This is a genomic window from Xanthomonas sp., from assembly GCF_017163755.1.
GTDB lineage: Bacteria > Pseudomonadota > Gammaproteobacteria > Xanthomonadales > Xanthomonadaceae > Xanthomonas_A.
In genome coordinates, this window is record NZ_JAFIWC010000008.1 from 64633 (window position 1) to 81914 (window position 17282).

Sequence of the window (17282 nt, forward strand, 5' to 3'; positions counted from 1 at the left end):
CCGCGTGCGCGCCCGCCGGCAGGCGAGGCCGCGCACGCCATCGGGGCAACGGCGTATATTGGGCGTCCGCTCATGACCTGCGCCTCTTCGTGAACTTCGCCGACCCGCATTCCTCCGACCCGGTTCCGTTGCCCTCGCGCAAGACCTTGCTCGCGCTGAGCGAGCTGATGTACGAAGGCCTGATGGTGTTCCGCGCCGACGGCCGCCTGGTGCTGGCCAACAGCGCCTCGCGCGGCCACCTGTGCAGGTCCGACGCCAGCGACAACCGCTCCCTCGGCGAACGCCTGACCCAGCTGCTGCCCGGCGACGCGCTGTCGCAGGCGCGCAGCAGCGGGCGCTGGACCGGCAGCCTGCCCACCGAGGAGCACGTGGTGCTGGCGCACCTGTACTTCTACGCCGATGCCGGCGACGGCGACGGCGCCGACCCCGGCCACTACCTGGTGCTGATCCAGGGCATCGAGGGCCAGCAGGACTACGAACAGGAACTGCAGCAGCGCCATGCCGAGTTGCGGCAGGCCTACCTGCGGCTCAACGGCGCGCAGGAAAAGCTGCTGCAGTCGGAGAAGATGGCCTCCATCGGCCAGCTCGCCGCCGGCGTGGCGCACGAGATCAACAATCCGATCGGCTACGTGCATTCCAACCTGGGCAGCCTGCAGGAATACCTGCGCAGCCTGTTCACCCTGATCGAGGCCTACGAGCGCGCGTTGCGCGCGCCCGACCCGAAGGCGCTGATCCCGGAGATCGACGACATCCGCACCCGCTTCGACATCGACTTCATCAGCCGCGACCTGCCGCAGCTGATGGCCGAGTCGCGCGAAGGCATCGAGCGGGTCACCCGCATCGTCCGCGACCTGAAGGACTTCTCCTATTCCGGGCGCGACGAGTCGTGGAAGCTGGTCGACCTGCATTCCGGGCTCGAATCGACCATCAACATCATCTGGAACGAGCTCAAGTACAAGGTCACCCTGGACCGCCGCTACGGCAACCTGCCGCTGGTCGAGTGCCTGCCGTCCGAGCTCAACCAGGTGTACATGAACCTGCTGCTCAACGCCGGCCAGGCGATCGGCGAGCGCGGCACCATCGTGGTCAGCACCGGCCAGGACGGCGAGGAGGTGTGGATCGAGTTCAAGGACTCCGGCGCCGGCATTCCGGCGGACCTGCTGCAGCGCATCTTCGACCCGTTCTTCACCACCAAGCCGGTCGGCAGCGGCACCGGCCTGGGCCTGTCGATCTCCTACGGCATCATCAACAAGCACCACGGCCGCATCGACGTGACCAGCACCGTCGGCGAGGGCTCCAGCTTCCGGATCGTGATCCCGGTGCGGCAGCCTAAGTGAGGCCGGGACCGGGGACCGGGGACCAGGGACCCGGAAGAGCAAGAGCAACAGCACGATAACGACAGCACGCCAGAGTCGCCGCTGTTCCGGGTCCCCGGTCCCTGGTCCCCGGTCCCGACTTCATGCCTGCCCATCCCGCCGCTGCTCGTCATGCGTGCGGAACGCCTGGCGGATGTGCTCGCGCAGTTCGTCGTCGTTCCACGGCTTGGTCAGGAAGCGGTAGATCGCGCCGCGGTTGATCGCGTCGGTGACCGTGGCCAGGTCGGTGTAGCCGGACAGCACCAGGCGGATGGTGTCCGGGTACAGCATCTTCACCCGGCCCAGGAACTCGGTGCCGCTCATGTCCGACATGCGCTGGTCGGACAGGATCACCTGCACGTCGTTGGTGGCCAGCAGGTCGAAGGCGTCGCGCACGTTGCCCGCGGCCAGGATCCGGTAGCCGTCGCGGCGGAACAGGCGCACCAGCGAGCGCAGCACGTTCTCCTCGTCGTCGAGCAGCAGCAGGGTGCGGTCGGGCCGGGTCTCGGCGAAGGACTCCGGGCGCAGGTAGCGGCGCCGCAGCGCCATGCCCGCGGCCTCGGCCGACATCGGCTCGCCGAACAGGTAGCCCTGGAAGATGTCGCAGTCGTTGCGGCGCAGGAAGCCCAGCTGCGCCTGCGACTCCACGCCGTTGGCGATCACCACCATGCCCAGCTGGTGGCCCATCGCGATGATCGCGCGGGCGATCGCCGCCTCGCGGTTGCCGGCCGGCGCGCTCTTGATGAAGCTGCGGTCGATCTTCAGCTTGTCCACCGGGTAGCGCACCAGCGCGCTGAGGCTCGAATCGCCGGTGCCGAAGTTGTCCAGGCTCAGGCTGATGCCTTCGCGGCACAGGTTGGCCAGGGTCTCGTGGACGAAGTTGACGTTGTTGGTCAGCGCGCTCTCGTTGATCTCCAGCACCATCATCTGCGGCGGCACGCCGGCGGCCTGCAGCGCCGACATCACCTCGTTGAAGAAGGTCGGGCGCAGCAACTGCAGGGTGGAGACGTTGATCGCGATGGTGAAGTCGTCGAAGCCCTGGTCGCGCCACAGCCGCGCCTGGCGCAGCGCGCCTTCCATGACCCAGGTGCCGATCTGCACGATCACGCCCAGGCGTTCGGCGGTGCGCATGAAGCGCTCCGGCACCAGCATGCCCAGCGTCGGCGACTGCCAGCGCAGCAGCGACTCCATGCCGACCACGCGCCCGTCGCGCGCGCTGACCATCGGCTGGTAGCGCAGGCGCAACTCGCCGTTGGGGATCGCATCGACGATCTGCCGCGAGATGATGCTCTCGCTGTGCGCACTGGGCGGGCCGTCGGCCGTGTACATCCGCACCATGTTGCCGCCTTCGCGCGCGGCTTGGTAGACCGCGTCCTCGGCGTAGTCCAGCAGCGTGGACAGGCGCGAGGAGTGCTCCGGGCACAGGCTCACGCCGATCTTGCCGGTCATGAACAAGGTGTACGGCAGCACCGACAGCGGCAGCTCGATCTGCTGGCGGATCTCCTCGGCGAACGCCTCCGACGGCGGCACGTCGGCGGTGCGCGGCACCGCCATCACCAGTTCGTCGCTGCCGTGGCGCCACAGCAGCCCGCGCCCGCGCAGGTGCGCCTGCAGCCGTTGCGCGAGCAGCGCCAGCGCCTGGTCGCCGACCTCGGCGCTCATGTTCTCGTTGATCGAGGAAAAGTGGTCGATGTCGATGTGCAGCAGCATCACCCCGGGGCCGCCGGCCAGCGCCTCGGCGATCATGCCGCTCAGCGCCGGATGGCCGGCACCCAGGCGCGAGGGCAGTTCGTCGCCTTGCGGCGCGGTTGCGGGATTCCACATCGCTTCAATGTCCACGGCTGTCGGGTGGCGTCGCCGCCGCCGTCGTGTAGGGCAGGCACAACGTCACCCGCGTACCGGCACCAGGGGCCGACTCGATCTGCAGGGTACCGCCTGCGCTCTGCGCGCGCTCGCGCATCACGATCAGGCCCAGGCCGCGCGGCCCGGCCGGATCGAAGCCGTCGCCGTCGTCGACCACCTCCAGCCGCAGCTGGCGGCGCTGTTCGTCGCGCAGGCTCATCCGCACCTCGCCGGCGCAGGCGTGGCGCAGCGCGTTGGTCAGGCTTTCCTGGGCGATGCGGAAGCAGGCCTGCTCGACCTCGCCGCTGGGCCGCGAGGGCAGGGCATCGATGTCCAGTTCCAGGCGTACCGGCGAGGCGCGGAACAGCATGCCGGCCTGCCAGCGCAGCGCCGCCTCCAGGCCCAGCGCGTCCAGTTGCGGCGGACGCAGCAGCGTGGACAGGTTGCGCAGCTTGGTGATGCTGGTGTCGGCCAGCTGCACGATCTCCTGCAGGTCCTCGCGCCGGCGCTCGGCATCGGGCTCGTCGAGCGCGGCGTGCGCGGACAGCTTCATCGCGGTGATCGCCTGGCCGATGTCGTCGTGCAGGTCGCGCGAGATCGCGCGGCGTTCGTCCTCCTGCAGCGAGAACAGCCTTCGCGCCATCGCCTGCAGCTCGCGGTTGCTCAGCGCCAGCGCGTCGCGCATGCGCTCGGGCTCGCTGAGGTCGCGCACGATCAGCAGCTTGCAGTCGCGGCCGCTGTAGCGCACGTCGCCGAACGACAGCCCGGCGTGGAACAGCGAGCCGTCCTGGCGCCGCATCCGCGCCGCGGCGCCGCGCTCGCCGCGCTCGCCGCGCTCGGCGGCGTTGCGCATCTGCTCGCGGACCCGCGGCAGGTCGGCGTCGAACACCAGGCTCTGCAGCGGCTCGCCGAGCAGGTTCTCGCCGCCGTAGCCGAACTGCCCGGCGCAGGCCGCGTTGGCGTAGAGCACGTGCTCCTGGTGCAGGATCGCCACGCCATCGGGCAGCACCCGCACCAGCTCGCGGAACTGCTCCTCGCGCTCGTGCAGCAGGCGCCGCGAGCGCTCGTGCTCGGTGACGTCCTGCAGCGTGCCGCGCACGCAGGTGCCGCCGCGCTCGTCGCTGGCGGTCTCGGCGCGCAGGTGCAGCATGCGCTGCTGGCCGTCGGCAGCGAGCACCGGCAGCAGCATGTCCAGCTGCAGCGGCGCGGCGCCGCACATGTCCTCGATCAGGCGCTGGATGCGGGTCTGCGCGGCGGGGTCGGTGGGCACCAGCAGCTCCTCGAAGCGGTGCGCACGCGCGCCCTCCGGCGGACGCCGGGCGAGCATCTTGTAGACCTGGTCGGAATAGCTGCCCAGGCCGGTGGCCGGATCCAGCTGCCACGAACCCAGCCGGGCCGCCGCCTGCGCCTCCTCCAGCCGCGCCAGCGCCTGGTCGCGGCGCTGCTGCGCCTCGTGTTCGGCGCTGCGGTCGTTGATCACCACCAGCCGCGCCGCGATGCCGCGGTACTCCAGCCCGGTGCTGCGCGCCTCGACCATGCGCTGGCTGCCGTCGCGCAGGCACAGCGGCTCGGCGACCACGCAGACCTTGTCCGGCGCCTCGCGGATCGTCCGGATCACATCCAGCAGGCGCTCGCCGACCGAGGGCGGCCACAGCCGGCCCAGGGCCATGCCGACGAACTCGTCGCGGGTCCAGCCGAAGAAGGTGACCGCCGCCGGGTTGACGTCGATGATCTGCAGCCGCTCCAGGTCGTAGACCAGCATCGGGCTGGGGTTGGCCTCGAACATCTCGCGGTAGCCGGCCTCCGACATCGCCAGCCGGTCGTGGGCCTGGACCGTGCCGCGCACCAGCGGCCGCAGCAGGCAGTACAGGGCGACCGCGGTCAGCAGCAGGAACAGCACGCCGTTGACCAGTTGCAGCACGGCCAGCGTGCGCGCGTCGGTCACCAGCTGCGCCAGCATCAGGTCCGTGCCCAACGTCCACAGCAGGCCCAGCAGCAGGTACAGCAGGGCGATCTGCCAGATGCCGCGGTTCAGCCGTTGCGCCAGGCGCATGCCCGACAGCGGATGGGGCTGCGCGGAAGAATCGAGGTGTTGTGGTTCCATGCCCCGCAGCCTGGTGTGGCGGTGTTCGTCCATGGGCATCTTAGCGGCAACCGGCCGCCGCGGCCCAGCCGCGCGCCGTGCCGGCGCTCAATAAATGCCGCCCGATGCCGTTATCACCTTCGTCCGCCGGCCCCCAGGGCGGTTGAATCGGAGCACTACGGCGTGGATCGAGGCGTCATCGCAAGCTTGCTGCAGCACCCGCTCACTTCGGCCCTGGTCCTGCTGGACGCCGAGGGACGGCCGCTGGCTGCCAACCGGGCGGCGCAGGCGCTGGAGCTGCCGCGGACCGTGGAGGCGTATGCGGACCTGCTGCGCGACGTGCGCGAGCGCCTGCACGGCGATCAGCACATGCTCGCCTGCGCGTTGCCCGGCACCGCCGGACGCCGCCTGGACGGCTGGCTGCGGGCGGTGCACGACGACGCCGGCGCGCTGCTGGCGTATACGCTGAGCGTGCCCGAGCCGGTCGGCAGCGACGGCGCCACGCGCTGGGAAATCGCCCTGGACAGCGCCGAGCACGGCCTGTGGGACTGGGACATCCCCAGCGACACCACGTTCCGCTCCGAGCGCTGGAAGCGCATGCTCGGCTACGAGGGCGAGGCGCCGGCGGTGGGCCTGAACGCATTGATGTCGCTGGTGCACCCGGACGACCAGGCACGGCTGCGCGAGGCCATCCGCGCGCACTTCGAGAGCCGCACCGCCACCTACGCCTGCGAATTCCGCCTGCGCCAGCAGGACGGGCAGTGGCGCTGGATCCTGGACCGCGGCCGCATCGTCGCCCGCACCGCCGACGGCAGCCCGCTGCGCATGGTCGGTACGCATACCGACATCCACGAACAGAAGCTGCTCGAGCAGCGCCTGCGCGACCAGCAGACCCTGCTGCGCGAGGCGCAGCGCATGACCAGCATGGGCACCTGGTCGTGGGACCCGGGCGCCGACCAGGTGTCGTGGTCGCGCGAGGTGCTCGCGCTGACCGGCATGGACGAAGGCCAGCTGCCGAGCAGCCGCGGCTGGCTGCGCATGCTCAGCCGCGAGTCGGCGGCGCAGGCGACGGCCGCCTGGCGGCGCATGAAGCGCGACGGGCGGCCGGTCCACTTCGAGGTGGAGATGCTGGCCGGGCGCGAGTCGCCGCTGCACCTGCGGGTATGGGCGCAGCCGATGCTCGACGAGGGCGGGCGCATCCATCGCATCCTCGGCCAGGTGCAGAACATCACCGAACAGCGCCAGACCGACGCGCTGATCCGCTGGCGCACCGAGCTGCTCAACCGGGTCTCGGCGCTGGGCAAGATCGGCGGCTGCGAGATCGAGGTCGGCACCCGGCGCATGCAGTGGACCGAGGAGTGCTACCGCATCCACGGCCTGCGCAAGGAATCGATCAGCCTGGACCAGGCGCTGGCGCTGTACACGCTGGATTCGCGCGATGCGTTCGAGTCGGCGCTGGCGCGCATCGCCCACGGCGCGCTGCCCGAGCAGCTGGACCTGTGCTTCCACCGCCCCTCCGGGCACCGGGTCTGGGTGCAGGTGCTGATCGAACTGGACGACCGCGACGGGCTGCCGCCGCGCTTCGTGGTGCTGTTCCGCGACATCACCCGCGAGCGCGAGGCCAGCGAGCGCATCGAGTTGCTGGCGCACTACGACCTGTTGACCGGGCTGCCCAACCGCTCGCTGCTGCGCGACCAGGCCGAAAAGGCCATGCACGACGCGATCGAGCGCGGCAGCACGCTGGCGATGCTGTTCATCGACCTGGACGGCTTCAAGAGCATCAACGATTCCTTCGGCCATGCCACCGGCGACGCGCTGCTCAAGCTGGCCGCCACGCGCATGCACCAGCAGTTGCGCACCAGCGACCTGTTCGGCCGCTTCAGCGGCGACGAATTCGTGGTGGTGCTGCGCGACCTGGCCGAGCCCGGCGACGCCGGGCACGTGGCGCGCAAGCTGATCGCGGCGCTGGCCGAGCCGCTGCACAACGGCGAGAGCGTGATCAAGATCGGCGCCAGCATCGGCATCGCGCTGATGGAGGAGGGGCGCCAGGACTTCGACAGCCTGCTGCGCGCCGCCGACGCGGCGATGTACGCGGCCAAGGAATCCGGGCGCAACACCTGCCACTACTACAGCCAGGACGTGCTGCTGCGCGCGCAGCGGCGCCTGGAGATCGAGCACGCGCTGCACGGCGCGCTGGACCGCGAGGAGTTCTCGCTGGTGTACCAGCCGCTGGTGCATACCACCGGCGAGCGCGCCCCGGCGATCGAGGCGTTGCTGCGCTGGCATCGCCCCGGCCACGGCCACTGCAACCCGGCCGAGTTCATTCCGATCGCCGAGGAATGCGGCGAGATCGTGCGCCTGGGCGATTGGGTCATCGGCGAGGCCTGCCGCCAGGCCGCGGCCTGGGACGCGGCGGGGCTGAACTTCGACCGGATCTCGGTCAACGTGTCGGCGATGCAGTTGCGCGATCGCGGCTTCGCCGAACGCGTGATCGAGCTGTGCCAGCGCAACGGCTGGCCGCCGCGGCGGCTGGAGCTGGAGCTGACCGAGTCGGCGCTGATCCGCGACAGCGAGTCGCTGCGCCGCTGCTTCGAACTGTTCGAACAGGAGGGCGTGCTGCTGGCGGTGGACGACTTCGGCACCGGCTTCTCCAATCTGCACTACCTGCACCGCTTTCCGGTGCAGCGGCTGAAGATCGACCGCAGCTTCGTGCAGGACATGCTGCACGACAGCGGCACCGCCAAGGTCACCCAGGCCATCGTCCAGCTCGGCCACGCGCTGGGCATGCAGGTGGTGGCCGAAGGCGTGGAGACCGTGCAGGAAGAGGCTCTGCTGCGCGAGCAGGGCTGCGACGAGATCCAGGGCTACCTGTACTCGCGCCCGCTGCCGCCGCGCGAGCTGGCGGCCTGGCTGCGCACCCGCCACGCCGCCGCGCCGGCGTCGCTGCCGCGCCTGGTGCTGGCTGGCCAGTGAACGCGCCTCGCGCCTGCCCGCGGCGCGGTGTCGCGGCGCCGCAGCCGCTGGCTATATTGCGCATCCATCGCTCCCGGGCAGAGGCTACTTCCGGCTTGGACAGTCATCCTGGACCGAGGCTGCAGCTGCCGAGCTGACAGGACCGCCAAGGTCTGGGTTCGTCCCGGATGGACTCTGTCCGCTCATGATGGGATCGTTCGCTCTCGCCGCCGCGGCGCTGACCTGGTTCCCGCAATATGCATGCCCGATCCGCGAGGACCCCGCGCATAGCCACTGGCGCTTGCGCAGCCGGAGCCACGGATGCGTCCGTCGTCGTGGCTGTGCGCCTTGACGGCGCGGCCGGTCGCACCGCGCATGCCGGTGCCGGTCTGTGGCTGCACGCCGCCGCGACCACGCATGCCGGCCAATGCCAATGGGAATGTTGGCCGGACATCGCAACGCCACCCTGGCTGATGCTGGGTCTGGATCTCTCCTTGCCGGACCGAGCGGCTGCCTGGCGCGACGCCACGCCGTTCCTCCTTCCATTTCCGCGACGCCACGTCGACCCAGGCGATCGGCGACATCGCCATGATGTTCCAGAGCTTCGCGCGGTTCCCGCGGCGGCCGTGCTGCAGAGCGTGGAAGTCGGCCTGGAGGCGCAGGGTGGCTTGCCGACGAGCGGCGTCGGCGGGACGCTGGCAGCGATCGACCTGATCCACCTGATCCACCTGATCCACCTGATCGGCCTGGACGGCTACGGGCGTCTATAACGAACGGACTTTGCGGCCGCATGCGCCAGCGTGGGTCTGGCGCGCGCGCTGGTGGTGCGGCAACCCGCAACCCGCAACCACGCAGCGCCTGGCGCCAGCATTCCGCGCCCTGGTGGACGACATCTACGTGCACATGATCACCAGCGCGCAGCTGCCGCCGGCGCGCGAAGACGTGTTCTCCGGCAGCGGCATCGCCATGGTGCTGCCGCGGGGGTCGAGCAACCTGATGGCCGGGCTGGCTGGAAGACCGCAGGTCCGAAGCCTGTGCAGGGGAAACCGTGCAGGCGGTGGCCAGCTGGGCGCGCTGCGCCGAGCATTTCGCCTACGACAAACAGCGGACCTGTTCTCGCTGCAGACCCCGGCTAGCGTCCTTCATTCGATTCGCAGGCGCCGGGACCTTGCATCCGGGACCTTGTAGGAGCGGCTTCAGCCGCGACCGGGCCTCACCGCAGGCGCGGGTCGCGGCTGAAGCCGCTCCTACAGAATCCGCAGCGCGAGCAGCGGAAACGCGACGACGGGAGATGCACTCGATGTGGTGCCGCAGCCGCGGCGCGGACCGCGCGGCGACTATGTCGACCGGTCAGTCGCGATCGTCAAGCGCCAGGTAGCCAGGCAGCGGCGCCGCCGTGCCAGCCGTATCGATGGCGGTGCCGTTCAGGCCCATGTCCCAGGCCAGGCCGGCCCAGACCGGATCGGCGATGCTGGCGTGGTGCGCCGCGCGCCCACGCGCGGCCAGCAGGTGCTGCAGTTCGCCCATGACCGCCTTCTCCAGCTGCCGCAGCGCGCTGCCCGGCTGGCGCCGCGCTGGGGTTGCCGTGGCGCCGGCAAGCGGCGTCGCGGGTGCGTTGCCGGGGGCGGCATCGGGCAGGGCGGTCAGGTCGTCGCAGGGCATGGCCTCGACTCGGGACGGGGACTGGAAAGGCATCGGCTCGGCCGGGCAGGGAAGGGCAGAGACGACAAGCCCCGGCCGGGGCCGGGGACTCGTCGTTTCATGGAGCGGCGGGCGGCACGGCGTTGGTCAGAACAGTTCGACCGTGCCGGCGCCCATGCTCTGCTGCGCCACCGCCTTGTGCGGCGGACGCTCCCACTCCACGCGCATCTCGCGCAGGCGGGTACCGACACGCTGCAGGGCCTCGACCAGTTCATTGTCGAACACGCCGCCGTTGCGATGCAGCAGTTCCTGCAGGCCCACCGCCTCGCGGTTGATCGCGGTCAGGCGGTCCAGGTGGGTGTGCACCCCGCCCAGCGCCTGGGTCGCGATGTCCTCGAACTGCAGGGAACGCACCGCTTCGGCGACGCTGCTGTCGATCGCGCGGCCGCATTCGGAGATCTCGCGCATGCCGTCGCCCAGCGAGCTGTTGATCGCTGCCACGTTGTCCAGCATCGCCGCGGCCTCGGCGCGCGCTTCGCGGGAACGGTCCATGTCGCGCGAGGCCATGTGCGAGACGGTCTCGCGCACCTTGGCGATGGCGTCCTTGGAGCTGTGCGCCAGCTTGCGGATCTGCTCGTTGAAGGTGGTCGAACGCTCGGACAGGTTGCGCACCTCGTCGGCGACCACCGCGAAGCCGCGACCGGCCTCGCCGGCACGCGCCGCTTCGATCGCCGCGTTCAGCGCCAGCAGGTTGGTCTGGTCGGCGATCGACTTGACGTCCTCCAGCAGCGCGAAGATGCCGTCCAGGTGCTGGGACATGTCGTCGATGTAGTGCACCGTGGCGCTGCTCTGGCCGCTGACCTGTTCCAGCGCCTCGACCAGCTGCTCCATGCGCTGGCTGGCATGCTGGGCGAAGCGCGCCACGTCGACCCCGGCGCCGCCGTCGTCGCCGGCCCGGTCGACGATCCGCGCCAGCGCCTGGCTCTGCTGCCGCGACTTGCGGTTCATCGCCTCGAAGCTGCCGCCCAGGCCGCTGACGGCCTGGCGGATCAATTCGCGGGCGCGCTCGATCTCGCTGCGCGAGCCGTCGATCTCGTTGCCGACGAAGCTGCGCAGCTCCGACAGCAGGTGATCCTGCTCGCGCATGATCTTGGCCTGCTCCGGCGAGCGCCGGGTCTGGCTGTAGGCGGTCCAGGCGGCGAAGCCCAACCAGCTCAAGGTCATGGTGGTGAGGATGGCCCAACGGACCGGGGCCGGCCAATCGAAACCGGCGGCGATGGGGAACAACAACGTCAGGGCGAGCGGGGCGGCCAGACGGATCAGGAGGCGTGAGTACATGGACGTTCTCGGCAGAGTCACGGTTGCTGTATCGGCCGTACCCCCCGGGTCTTTAGTCGCCGCGCGTGCCCGATCGCACCACGCGCGGCGCAATGCCGCACCGTTCAGCGCAGCGCGCGGTCCACCGCATCGATCATGCGCCGCTTGGCGAGCAGGAAATCCCACAGGCTGCCGCCCATCTGCCGCCACAGCACCGCCGAGCGCACCGCGGCCAGCAGCAGCGCGCGGATCTCCGCCACCACCCCGGCCTGGCCCAGGTAGTGCGGATTGCCCTGCACCATGACCCGCGGCCGCAGATGGCTGATGGTGTCGGCGTACAGCTGGCCGAGCGCGCCGATCACGTCCGGGTGCGCGCTGTCGCCGTGCTCGGCCACCTGCGGCGCGATCCGCGCGATGCCCGCGGTCACCTGCTCGGAGGTGGCCGCGTCGCGCACGAAGCGCCGCTCCAGCTGCAGCACCGCCAGCGCCAGCCGCGGCAGCGCCTCGTCCTGGGTCTGGTTGTTGAAGTAGTTGTGCAGCAGGCGCAGGCCCGGCGCCACGTCCTCGACCCGGCCGTAGACCGCCGCCGGCGTCTCGGCGTCGGTGCGGAACACGCTGTCCAGCAGCGTGCGCACCAGCGACGCCTCCGACTGCCCGGTCTCGGCGATGCGGCGTACCTGCTGCAGGGCCTGGGCTACGCCGGCCAGCGCCAGCACGCGCGCGTCCATGGAATCGGTCATCGGATGGTTTCCTCGTGTAGATCGGTGCGCTGCGCCAGGCGGCGTTCCAGCGGGGCATCGGTGGTGGCGATCACGGCGCCGCCCAGGCACTCGTCGTCCTGATACAGCACCAGCGACTGGCCGGGAGTGACGGCGCGCTGCGGGCGGGCGAAGCGCACCGCCAGCCGGCCGTCGTCGCCGACCTCGACCGTGCACGGCTCGTCGGCCTGGCGGTAGCGGGTCTGCGCGGTGCAGTCGAAGCGCCGCGCCGGCGCCGCGCCGGCGATCCAGTGCGCAGGCTCGGACTGCAGCCGGGTGGACATCAGGTAGGGGCTGTCGTGTTGCTGGTCGACGTACAGCACGTTGCCGGCCACGTCCTTGCCGACCACGTACCACGGCGCGGCCGCGCGCCCGCGCACCCCGCCGATGTTCAGGCCTTCGCGCTGGCCCAGGGTGAAATAGAACACCCCGGGGTGCTCGGCCACGACCTGCCCATGCGGATCGCGGATCTCGCCGCGCCGGGCCGGCAGGTAGCGGCCCAGGAACTGGCGGAAATCGCGCTCGCCGATGAAGCAGATCCCGGTCGAATCCTTCTTGGCATGGGTCGGCAGCCCGGCGTCGCGGGCGATGCGCCGCACCTGTTCCTTCGGCAGCTCGCCGATCGGGAACAGCGTCGCGGCCAGCTGCGCCTGGCCGAGCTGGTGCAGGAAGTAGCTCTGGTCCTTGTTGCGGTCCACGCCGCGCAGCAGCCGCCAGCGTCCGTCGGCGAAGGCCACCCGCGCGTAGTGGCCGGTGGCGATGCGCTCGGCGCCCAGTTCGCGCGCCGCGTCGAGGAAGTGCTTGAACTTGACCTCGCGGTTGCACAGCACGTCCGGGTTCGGGGTGCGGCCGGCAGCGTATTCGGCCAGGAAGTGCTCGAACACCCCCTGCCAGTACTCCTGCGAGAAATCGCGGAAGTGGAACGGCAGGCCGAGCAGGCCGCAGACCGCGACCGCGTCGCGGCGGTCGTCCTCGGCGCGGCAGCCGGTCGCTTTCGGCGTCCTGCCTTCAGCGACACTCGCGCTGTCCTGCACATCGCCGCTGCCGTCGTCGGCCCAGTTCTGCATGAACAGCCCGGCCGCGCGCTCGCCCTGCTGGACCAGCTGCCAGGCGGCGACCGACGAATCGACGCCGCCGGAGACGCCGACCATGACCCGTGCGCCGTTCATGCCACCTGCCGCACCAGGTCCAGCGGATAGCGCCGGCCGGCGAGGAAGTCGGCCACCACCTGCCATACCAGCGGGCTGCGCAGGCGCTCGCCGGCGGCCTGCAGTTCGGCCGGGGTCATCCACAGCGCCTGCACGATGCCCTCGTCCAGCGGGCGCAGCGGGTCGTGCGCGAGCGGCTCGCCGGCGAAGGCGAAACGCAGGTAGTGGCGGCCGTTGTCGGCCTTCCACTGGTAGGCGCCGATGAACGCGGTCAGCCGCACCTGCCAGCCGGTCTCCTCGAGCGTCTCGCGCAGCGCCGCCTGCAGCAGGCTCTCGTCCGGCTCCAGGTGGCCGGCCGGCTGGTTCAGCACCAGCTTGCCGGCGATGGCTTCCTCGACCTGCAGCAGGCGGCCGTCGCGGACCACCACGGTGGCCACGGTGACGTCGGGCTGCCAGGGAGCGGGGGCCGACGCCATCAGAACGCGTCCTTGCCGTCGTTCAGTTCCGCATCCATCGCATCGGCGGTGCGCGCGGCCGCCTCCAGCGCCTCGCGCAGCGCGGCGTCGCCGGCGTCGGCGGCGACCTTGACCACGTACACCGCGGTGCCGCCCTGGCGCACCCAGCCGCCGAGGATGCTCGACTGCGCATCCTCCAGCAGGCGGTTGGCGACCGCCGCGGACAGGGCGTCGCCGTCGGTGCGGTAGGCCGGCGACCAGATCTCGCGGATCCGGTAACTGCCGAAGCTTTCCACCGGCGAGCGCACGTAGGCCAGTTGGCTGCGCTCGGCGCCCTGGCCGCGCAGGCCGAACAGCACCTGGTAGTCGCCGTTCGCGTCGGCCTGGGCGTCGTAGCCGAGCGCCCGCAGGCGCTGGCCCAGGGCCGCGTCGGGCGGCGCGGCCAGCGCCAGCGACGGCGCGGCGCAGACCGCCAGGCAGGCGGCCAGGCGGCAGATCGTACGGAAGCTCATCGAATGCATGCGTTGCGCCATCTGAAGAGGGGGAATTGTGCGGGCAGGGGCGGCGATCGTCCAATCCGGACGGATCGGGACCGTATAATTGGCCCATGCCTCGCAAGAACTCCCCAGACCACGACCACGGCGTAATGGTCGAGACCGGCAAGCCCGAGATCGCCCGCCCGCCGATGTACCAAGTCCTGCTGCTGAACGACGACTACACCCCGATGGACTTCGTGGTGACGGTGCTGCAGCAGTTTTTCTCGCTGGACCTTGAGAAGGCCACCCAGGTGATGCTGCACGTGCATACCCGCGGACGCGGCGTGTGCGGCGTGTACACCCGCGAGGTGGCTGAATCCAAGGTAGCTCAGGTGAACGAATTCTCGCGGATGAACCAGCATCCGCTGTTGTGCACGATGGAAAAAGCCTGATAGTGGGAGGCGTCGGTGCCCGGTCATGTCCGGACTAACGCTGTCTGAACACACTGATCCGATAGGGTTGTGGAAATTCGCAATCCAAGCCGCATATTGTTGGCAACAGACGTCGGAGTGAACCATGTTCAGCAAAGATCTCGAGCAGACCATCGGCCAGTGCTACAAGCGCGCCCGGGAGGCCCGTCACGAATTCATGACGGTTGAGCACCTGCTGTTGGCGCTGCTCGACAACCCCTCCGCGCAGGCGGTGATGAAGGCCTGCGGGGCCGACGCCGAGCGCCTGCGCGGCGAATTGGACCAGGCCATCGAAGCGTCGGTGTCGCGCCTGGCCGAAGACGACGGCCGCGACACGCAGCCCACGCTGGGCTTCCAGCGGGTACTGCAGCGCGCGGTCTACCACGTGCAGTCCTCGGGCAAGAAGGAGGTCACCGGCGCGAACGTGCTGGTGGCGATCTTCGGCGAAAAGGACTCGCATGCGGTGTATTTCCTGAACCAGCAGGACATCACCCGGCTGGACATCGTCAACTACCTCTCGCACGGCATCGCCAAGCTCGGCGAGGAAGGCGAAGGCCCGGCGCCGTCGGACGGCGAGGCCAAGGGCGAGGCGGGCGAGGGCGAGTCCAAGGGCGACGCGCTGGCCGAATACGCCACCAACCTCAACGAACAGGCGCGCAACGGCCGTATCGACCCGCTGGTCGGGCGTGCCGACGAGATCGAGCGCACCATCCAGGTGCTGTGCCGCCGGCGCAAGAACAACCCGCTGTACGTGGGCGAAGCCGGCGTGGGCAAGACCGCGATCGCCGAGGGCCTGGCCAAGCGCATCGTCGAAGGCAGCGTGCCGGCGGTGCTGGCCGACGCGGTCATCTACTCGCTGGACCTGGGCGCGCTGGTCGCCGGCACCAAGTACCGCGGCGACTTCGAAAAGCGCCTGAAGGGCGTGCTGACCTCGCTGAAGAAGGTGCCCAACGCGGTGCTGTTCATCGACGAGATCCACACCATCATCGGCGCCGGCTCGGCGTCCGGCGGCACCATGGACGCGTCCAACCTGATCAAGCCGGCGCTGGCCTCGGGCGACCTGCGCTGCATCGGCTCGACCACGTTCCAGGAATACCGCGGCATCTTCGAGAAGGACCGCGCGCTGGCGCGGCGCTTCCAGAAAATCGACATCGTCGAGCCCACCGTCGGCGAAACCTTCGAGATCCTGCAGGGCCTGAAGCCCAAGTACGAGGCGCACCACGGCGTCACCTACGCCGACGACGCGCTGCAGGCGGCGGTGGACCTGTCGGTCAAGCACATCGGCGACCGCCTGCTGCCGGACAAGGCCATCGACGTGATGGACGAGGCCGGCGCGCGGCAGCGCCTGCTGCCCGACGGCGTGCGCAAGGAGCTGATCGACATCGAGGAGATCGAGACCATCGTCGCCAAGATGGCGCGGATCCCGGCCAAGCAGGTCAGCGCCACCGACAAGGACGTGCTGCAGCACCTGGAGCGCAACCTGAAGATGGTGATCTTCGGCCAGGACCCGGCGATCGAGACGCTCGCCTCGTCGATCAAGCTGGCGCGCTCGGGCCTGGCCAACCCGGAGAAGCCGATCGGCAACTTCCTGTTCGCCGGCCCGACCGGCGTGGGCAAGACCGAGGTGACCAAGCAGCTGGCGTTGCAGCTGGGCATCGAGCTGGTCCGCTTCGACATGAGCGAGTACATGGAGCCGCATTCGATCAGCCGCCTGATCGGCGCGCCTCCCGGCTACGTCGGCTTCGACCAGGGCGGCCTGCTGACCGAGAAGATCGTCAAGACGCCGCACTGCGTGCTGCTGCTCGACGAGGTGGAGAAGGCGCACCCGGACATCTTCAACATCCTGTTGCAGGTGATGGACCGCGGCGTGCTGACCGACACCAACGGCCGCGAAGCCAACTTCAAGAACGTGATCCTGGTGATGACCACCAATGCCGGTGCCACCCAGGCCTCGCGGCGCTCGATCGGCTTCACCAAGCAGGACCACTCCACCGACGCGATGGAGACCATCCGCCGCAGCTTCACCCCGGAGTTCCGCAACCGCCTGGACGCGGTGGTGCAGTTCCAGCCGCTGGCGTTCGACCACATCCTGCGCGTGGTGGACAAGTTCATCATCGAGCTGGAGATGCTGCTGCAGGAGAAGCACGTGACGCTGTCGGCCACGCCGACCGCGCGCGACTGGCTGGCGCAGCACGGCTTCGACCCGCTGATGGGCGCGCGGCCGATGGCGCGGGTCATCCAGGACAAGGTCAAGCGCCCGCTGGCGGACGAACTGCTGTTCGGCAAGCTGGTCCACGGCGGCCGCGTCACCATCGACGTGCGCAACGGCGAACTGGTGGTGGAAACCCAGTCCGAACCGGAGCGCCTGCTGCCGGCCACCGTCGAATGACGGCAAGGCTGGCCTGCCGAAAGGCAGGCACGACAAAAGGCGGCTGCAGCGTGCTGCAGTCGCCCTGGGTAACCACCGATGCAGATGAAAAGGCGGCCAATGGCCGCCTTTTTCACGACCGCTGCGTGGCGGTCACTTCATGCGGTAGGTGATGCGACCCTTGGTCAGGTCGTACGGGGTCATCTCGACCTTCACCCGGTCGCCGGTGAGGATGCGGATGTAGTTCTTGCGCATGCGTCCGGAGATGTGGGCGATGATCTCATGCCCGTTTTCCAGCTTGACCCGGAAGGTGGTATTGGGCAACGTCTCGCTGACGGTGCCTTCGAATTCGATGGAGTCGTCTTTCGACATGTAATCCTGTGGCGATTTCGCGGACGGCCGAAGGGCCTTAAGAGC

At 69.8% G+C, this 17282-nt stretch carries 15 protein-coding genes; 6 read left to right on the forward strand and 9 right to left on the reverse strand.

The genetic code is table 11. The features are described from left to right. The first annotated feature begins 167 nt into the window (after positions 1-167). Positions 168-1337, forward strand: coding sequence for an ATP-binding protein (locus tag JR065_RS07180; RefSeq protein ID WP_241093461.1), 1170 nt, complete (start codon positions 168-170; stop codon positions 1335-1337). A gap of 120 nt (positions 1338-1457) precedes the next feature. On the opposite strand, the gene JR065_RS07185 is transcribed toward JR065_RS07180, so the two are convergent. Continuing rightward, the gene (locus JR065_RS07185) at positions 1458-3179 is read right to left on the reverse strand and encodes an EAL domain-containing protein (protein WP_206233339.1); all 1722 of its coding nucleotides are present in this window, start codon (positions 3177-3179) and stop codon (positions 1458-1460) included. Between the two features lie 4 nt (positions 3180-3183). Then, positions 3184-5301: a PAS domain-containing sensor histidine kinase gene (locus JR065_RS07190; RefSeq protein WP_241093447.1), complete on the reverse strand. Its 2118-nt coding sequence runs from the start codon at positions 5299-5301 to the stop codon at positions 3184-3186. A gap of 162 nt (positions 5302-5463) precedes the next feature. Here JR065_RS07190 and JR065_RS07195 point away from each other — a divergent pair, with 162 nt between their 5' ends. From JR065_RS07195 to JR065_RS07205, 3 genes are all read left to right on the forward strand, one after another. Then, entirely contained in the window at positions 5464-8253 is a 2790-nt protein-coding gene (locus JR065_RS07195) for an EAL domain-containing protein (RefSeq protein ID WP_206233341.1), read from the forward strand. A 314-nt stretch (positions 8254-8567) separates the two neighbouring features. Beyond that, on the forward strand, positions 8568-9002 hold the full coding sequence (locus tag JR065_RS07200; protein ID WP_206233342.1) for a hypothetical protein: 435 nt from the start codon (positions 8568-8570) through the stop codon (positions 9000-9002). Between the two features lie 112 nt (positions 9003-9114). Continuing rightward, complete coding sequence (locus JR065_RS07205; RefSeq protein ID WP_206233343.1) at positions 9115-9420, forward strand: hypothetical protein; 306 nt, start codon at positions 9115-9117, stop codon at positions 9418-9420. Between the two features lie 162 nt (positions 9421-9582). Here the strand turns inward: JR065_RS07205 and JR065_RS07210 are convergent, their stop codons facing one another. The 6 genes from JR065_RS07210 to JR065_RS07235 all read right to left on the reverse strand — a co-directional run bounded on the left by JR065_RS07210 (position 9583) and on the right by JR065_RS07235 (position 14084). Continuing rightward, positions 9583-9894, reverse strand: a complete 312-nt coding sequence (locus JR065_RS07210; protein ID WP_241093449.1) for a hypothetical protein — start codon at positions 9892-9894, stop codon at positions 9583-9585. Between the two features lie 126 nt (positions 9895-10020). Continuing rightward, entirely contained in the window at positions 10021-11211 is a 1191-nt protein-coding gene (locus JR065_RS07215; protein WP_206233345.1) for a methyl-accepting chemotaxis protein, read from the reverse strand. A gap of 104 nt (positions 11212-11315) precedes the next feature. Next, a complete protein-coding gene (hflD, locus tag JR065_RS07220) occupies positions 11316-11930 on the reverse strand; it encodes a high frequency lysogenization protein HflD (protein ID WP_206233346.1) in 615 nt (204 codons plus the stop codon). Beyond that, on the reverse strand, positions 11927-13117 hold the full coding sequence (mnmA, locus tag JR065_RS07225; protein ID WP_206233347.1) for a tRNA 2-thiouridine(34) synthase MnmA: 1191 nt from the start codon (positions 13115-13117) through the stop codon (positions 11927-11929). Before mnmA ends, hflD begins: the two co-directional genes overlap by 4 nt. Continuing rightward, on the reverse strand, positions 13114-13572 hold the full coding sequence (locus JR065_RS07230; protein ID WP_206233348.1) for an NUDIX hydrolase: 459 nt from the start codon (positions 13570-13572) through the stop codon (positions 13114-13116). Before JR065_RS07230 ends, mnmA begins: the two co-directional genes overlap by 4 nt. Then, entirely contained in the window at positions 13572-14084 is a 513-nt protein-coding gene (locus JR065_RS07235) for a hypothetical protein (RefSeq protein ID WP_206233350.1), read from the reverse strand. The genes JR065_RS07230 and JR065_RS07235 overlap by 1 nt, the downstream gene beginning before the upstream one ends. Positions 14085-14158: 74 nt before the next feature. Between JR065_RS07235 and clpS the strand changes: the two genes are divergently transcribed. After that, positions 14159-14479, forward strand: coding sequence for an ATP-dependent Clp protease adapter ClpS (clpS, locus tag JR065_RS07240; RefSeq protein ID WP_206233351.1), 321 nt, complete (start codon positions 14159-14161; stop codon positions 14477-14479). Positions 14480-14603: 124 nt separating this feature from the next. Then, entirely contained in the window at positions 14604-16886 is a 2283-nt protein-coding gene (gene clpA, locus JR065_RS07245; protein ID WP_206233352.1) for an ATP-dependent Clp protease ATP-binding subunit ClpA, read from the forward strand. Positions 16887-17018: 132 nt separating this feature from the next. Here the strand turns inward: clpA and infA are convergent, their stop codons facing one another. Beyond that, on the reverse strand, positions 17019-17237 hold the full coding sequence (infA, locus tag JR065_RS07250; RefSeq protein WP_004425677.1) for a translation initiation factor IF-1: 219 nt from the start codon (positions 17235-17237) through the stop codon (positions 17019-17021). Between the last annotated feature and the right edge of the window lie 45 nt (positions 17238-17282).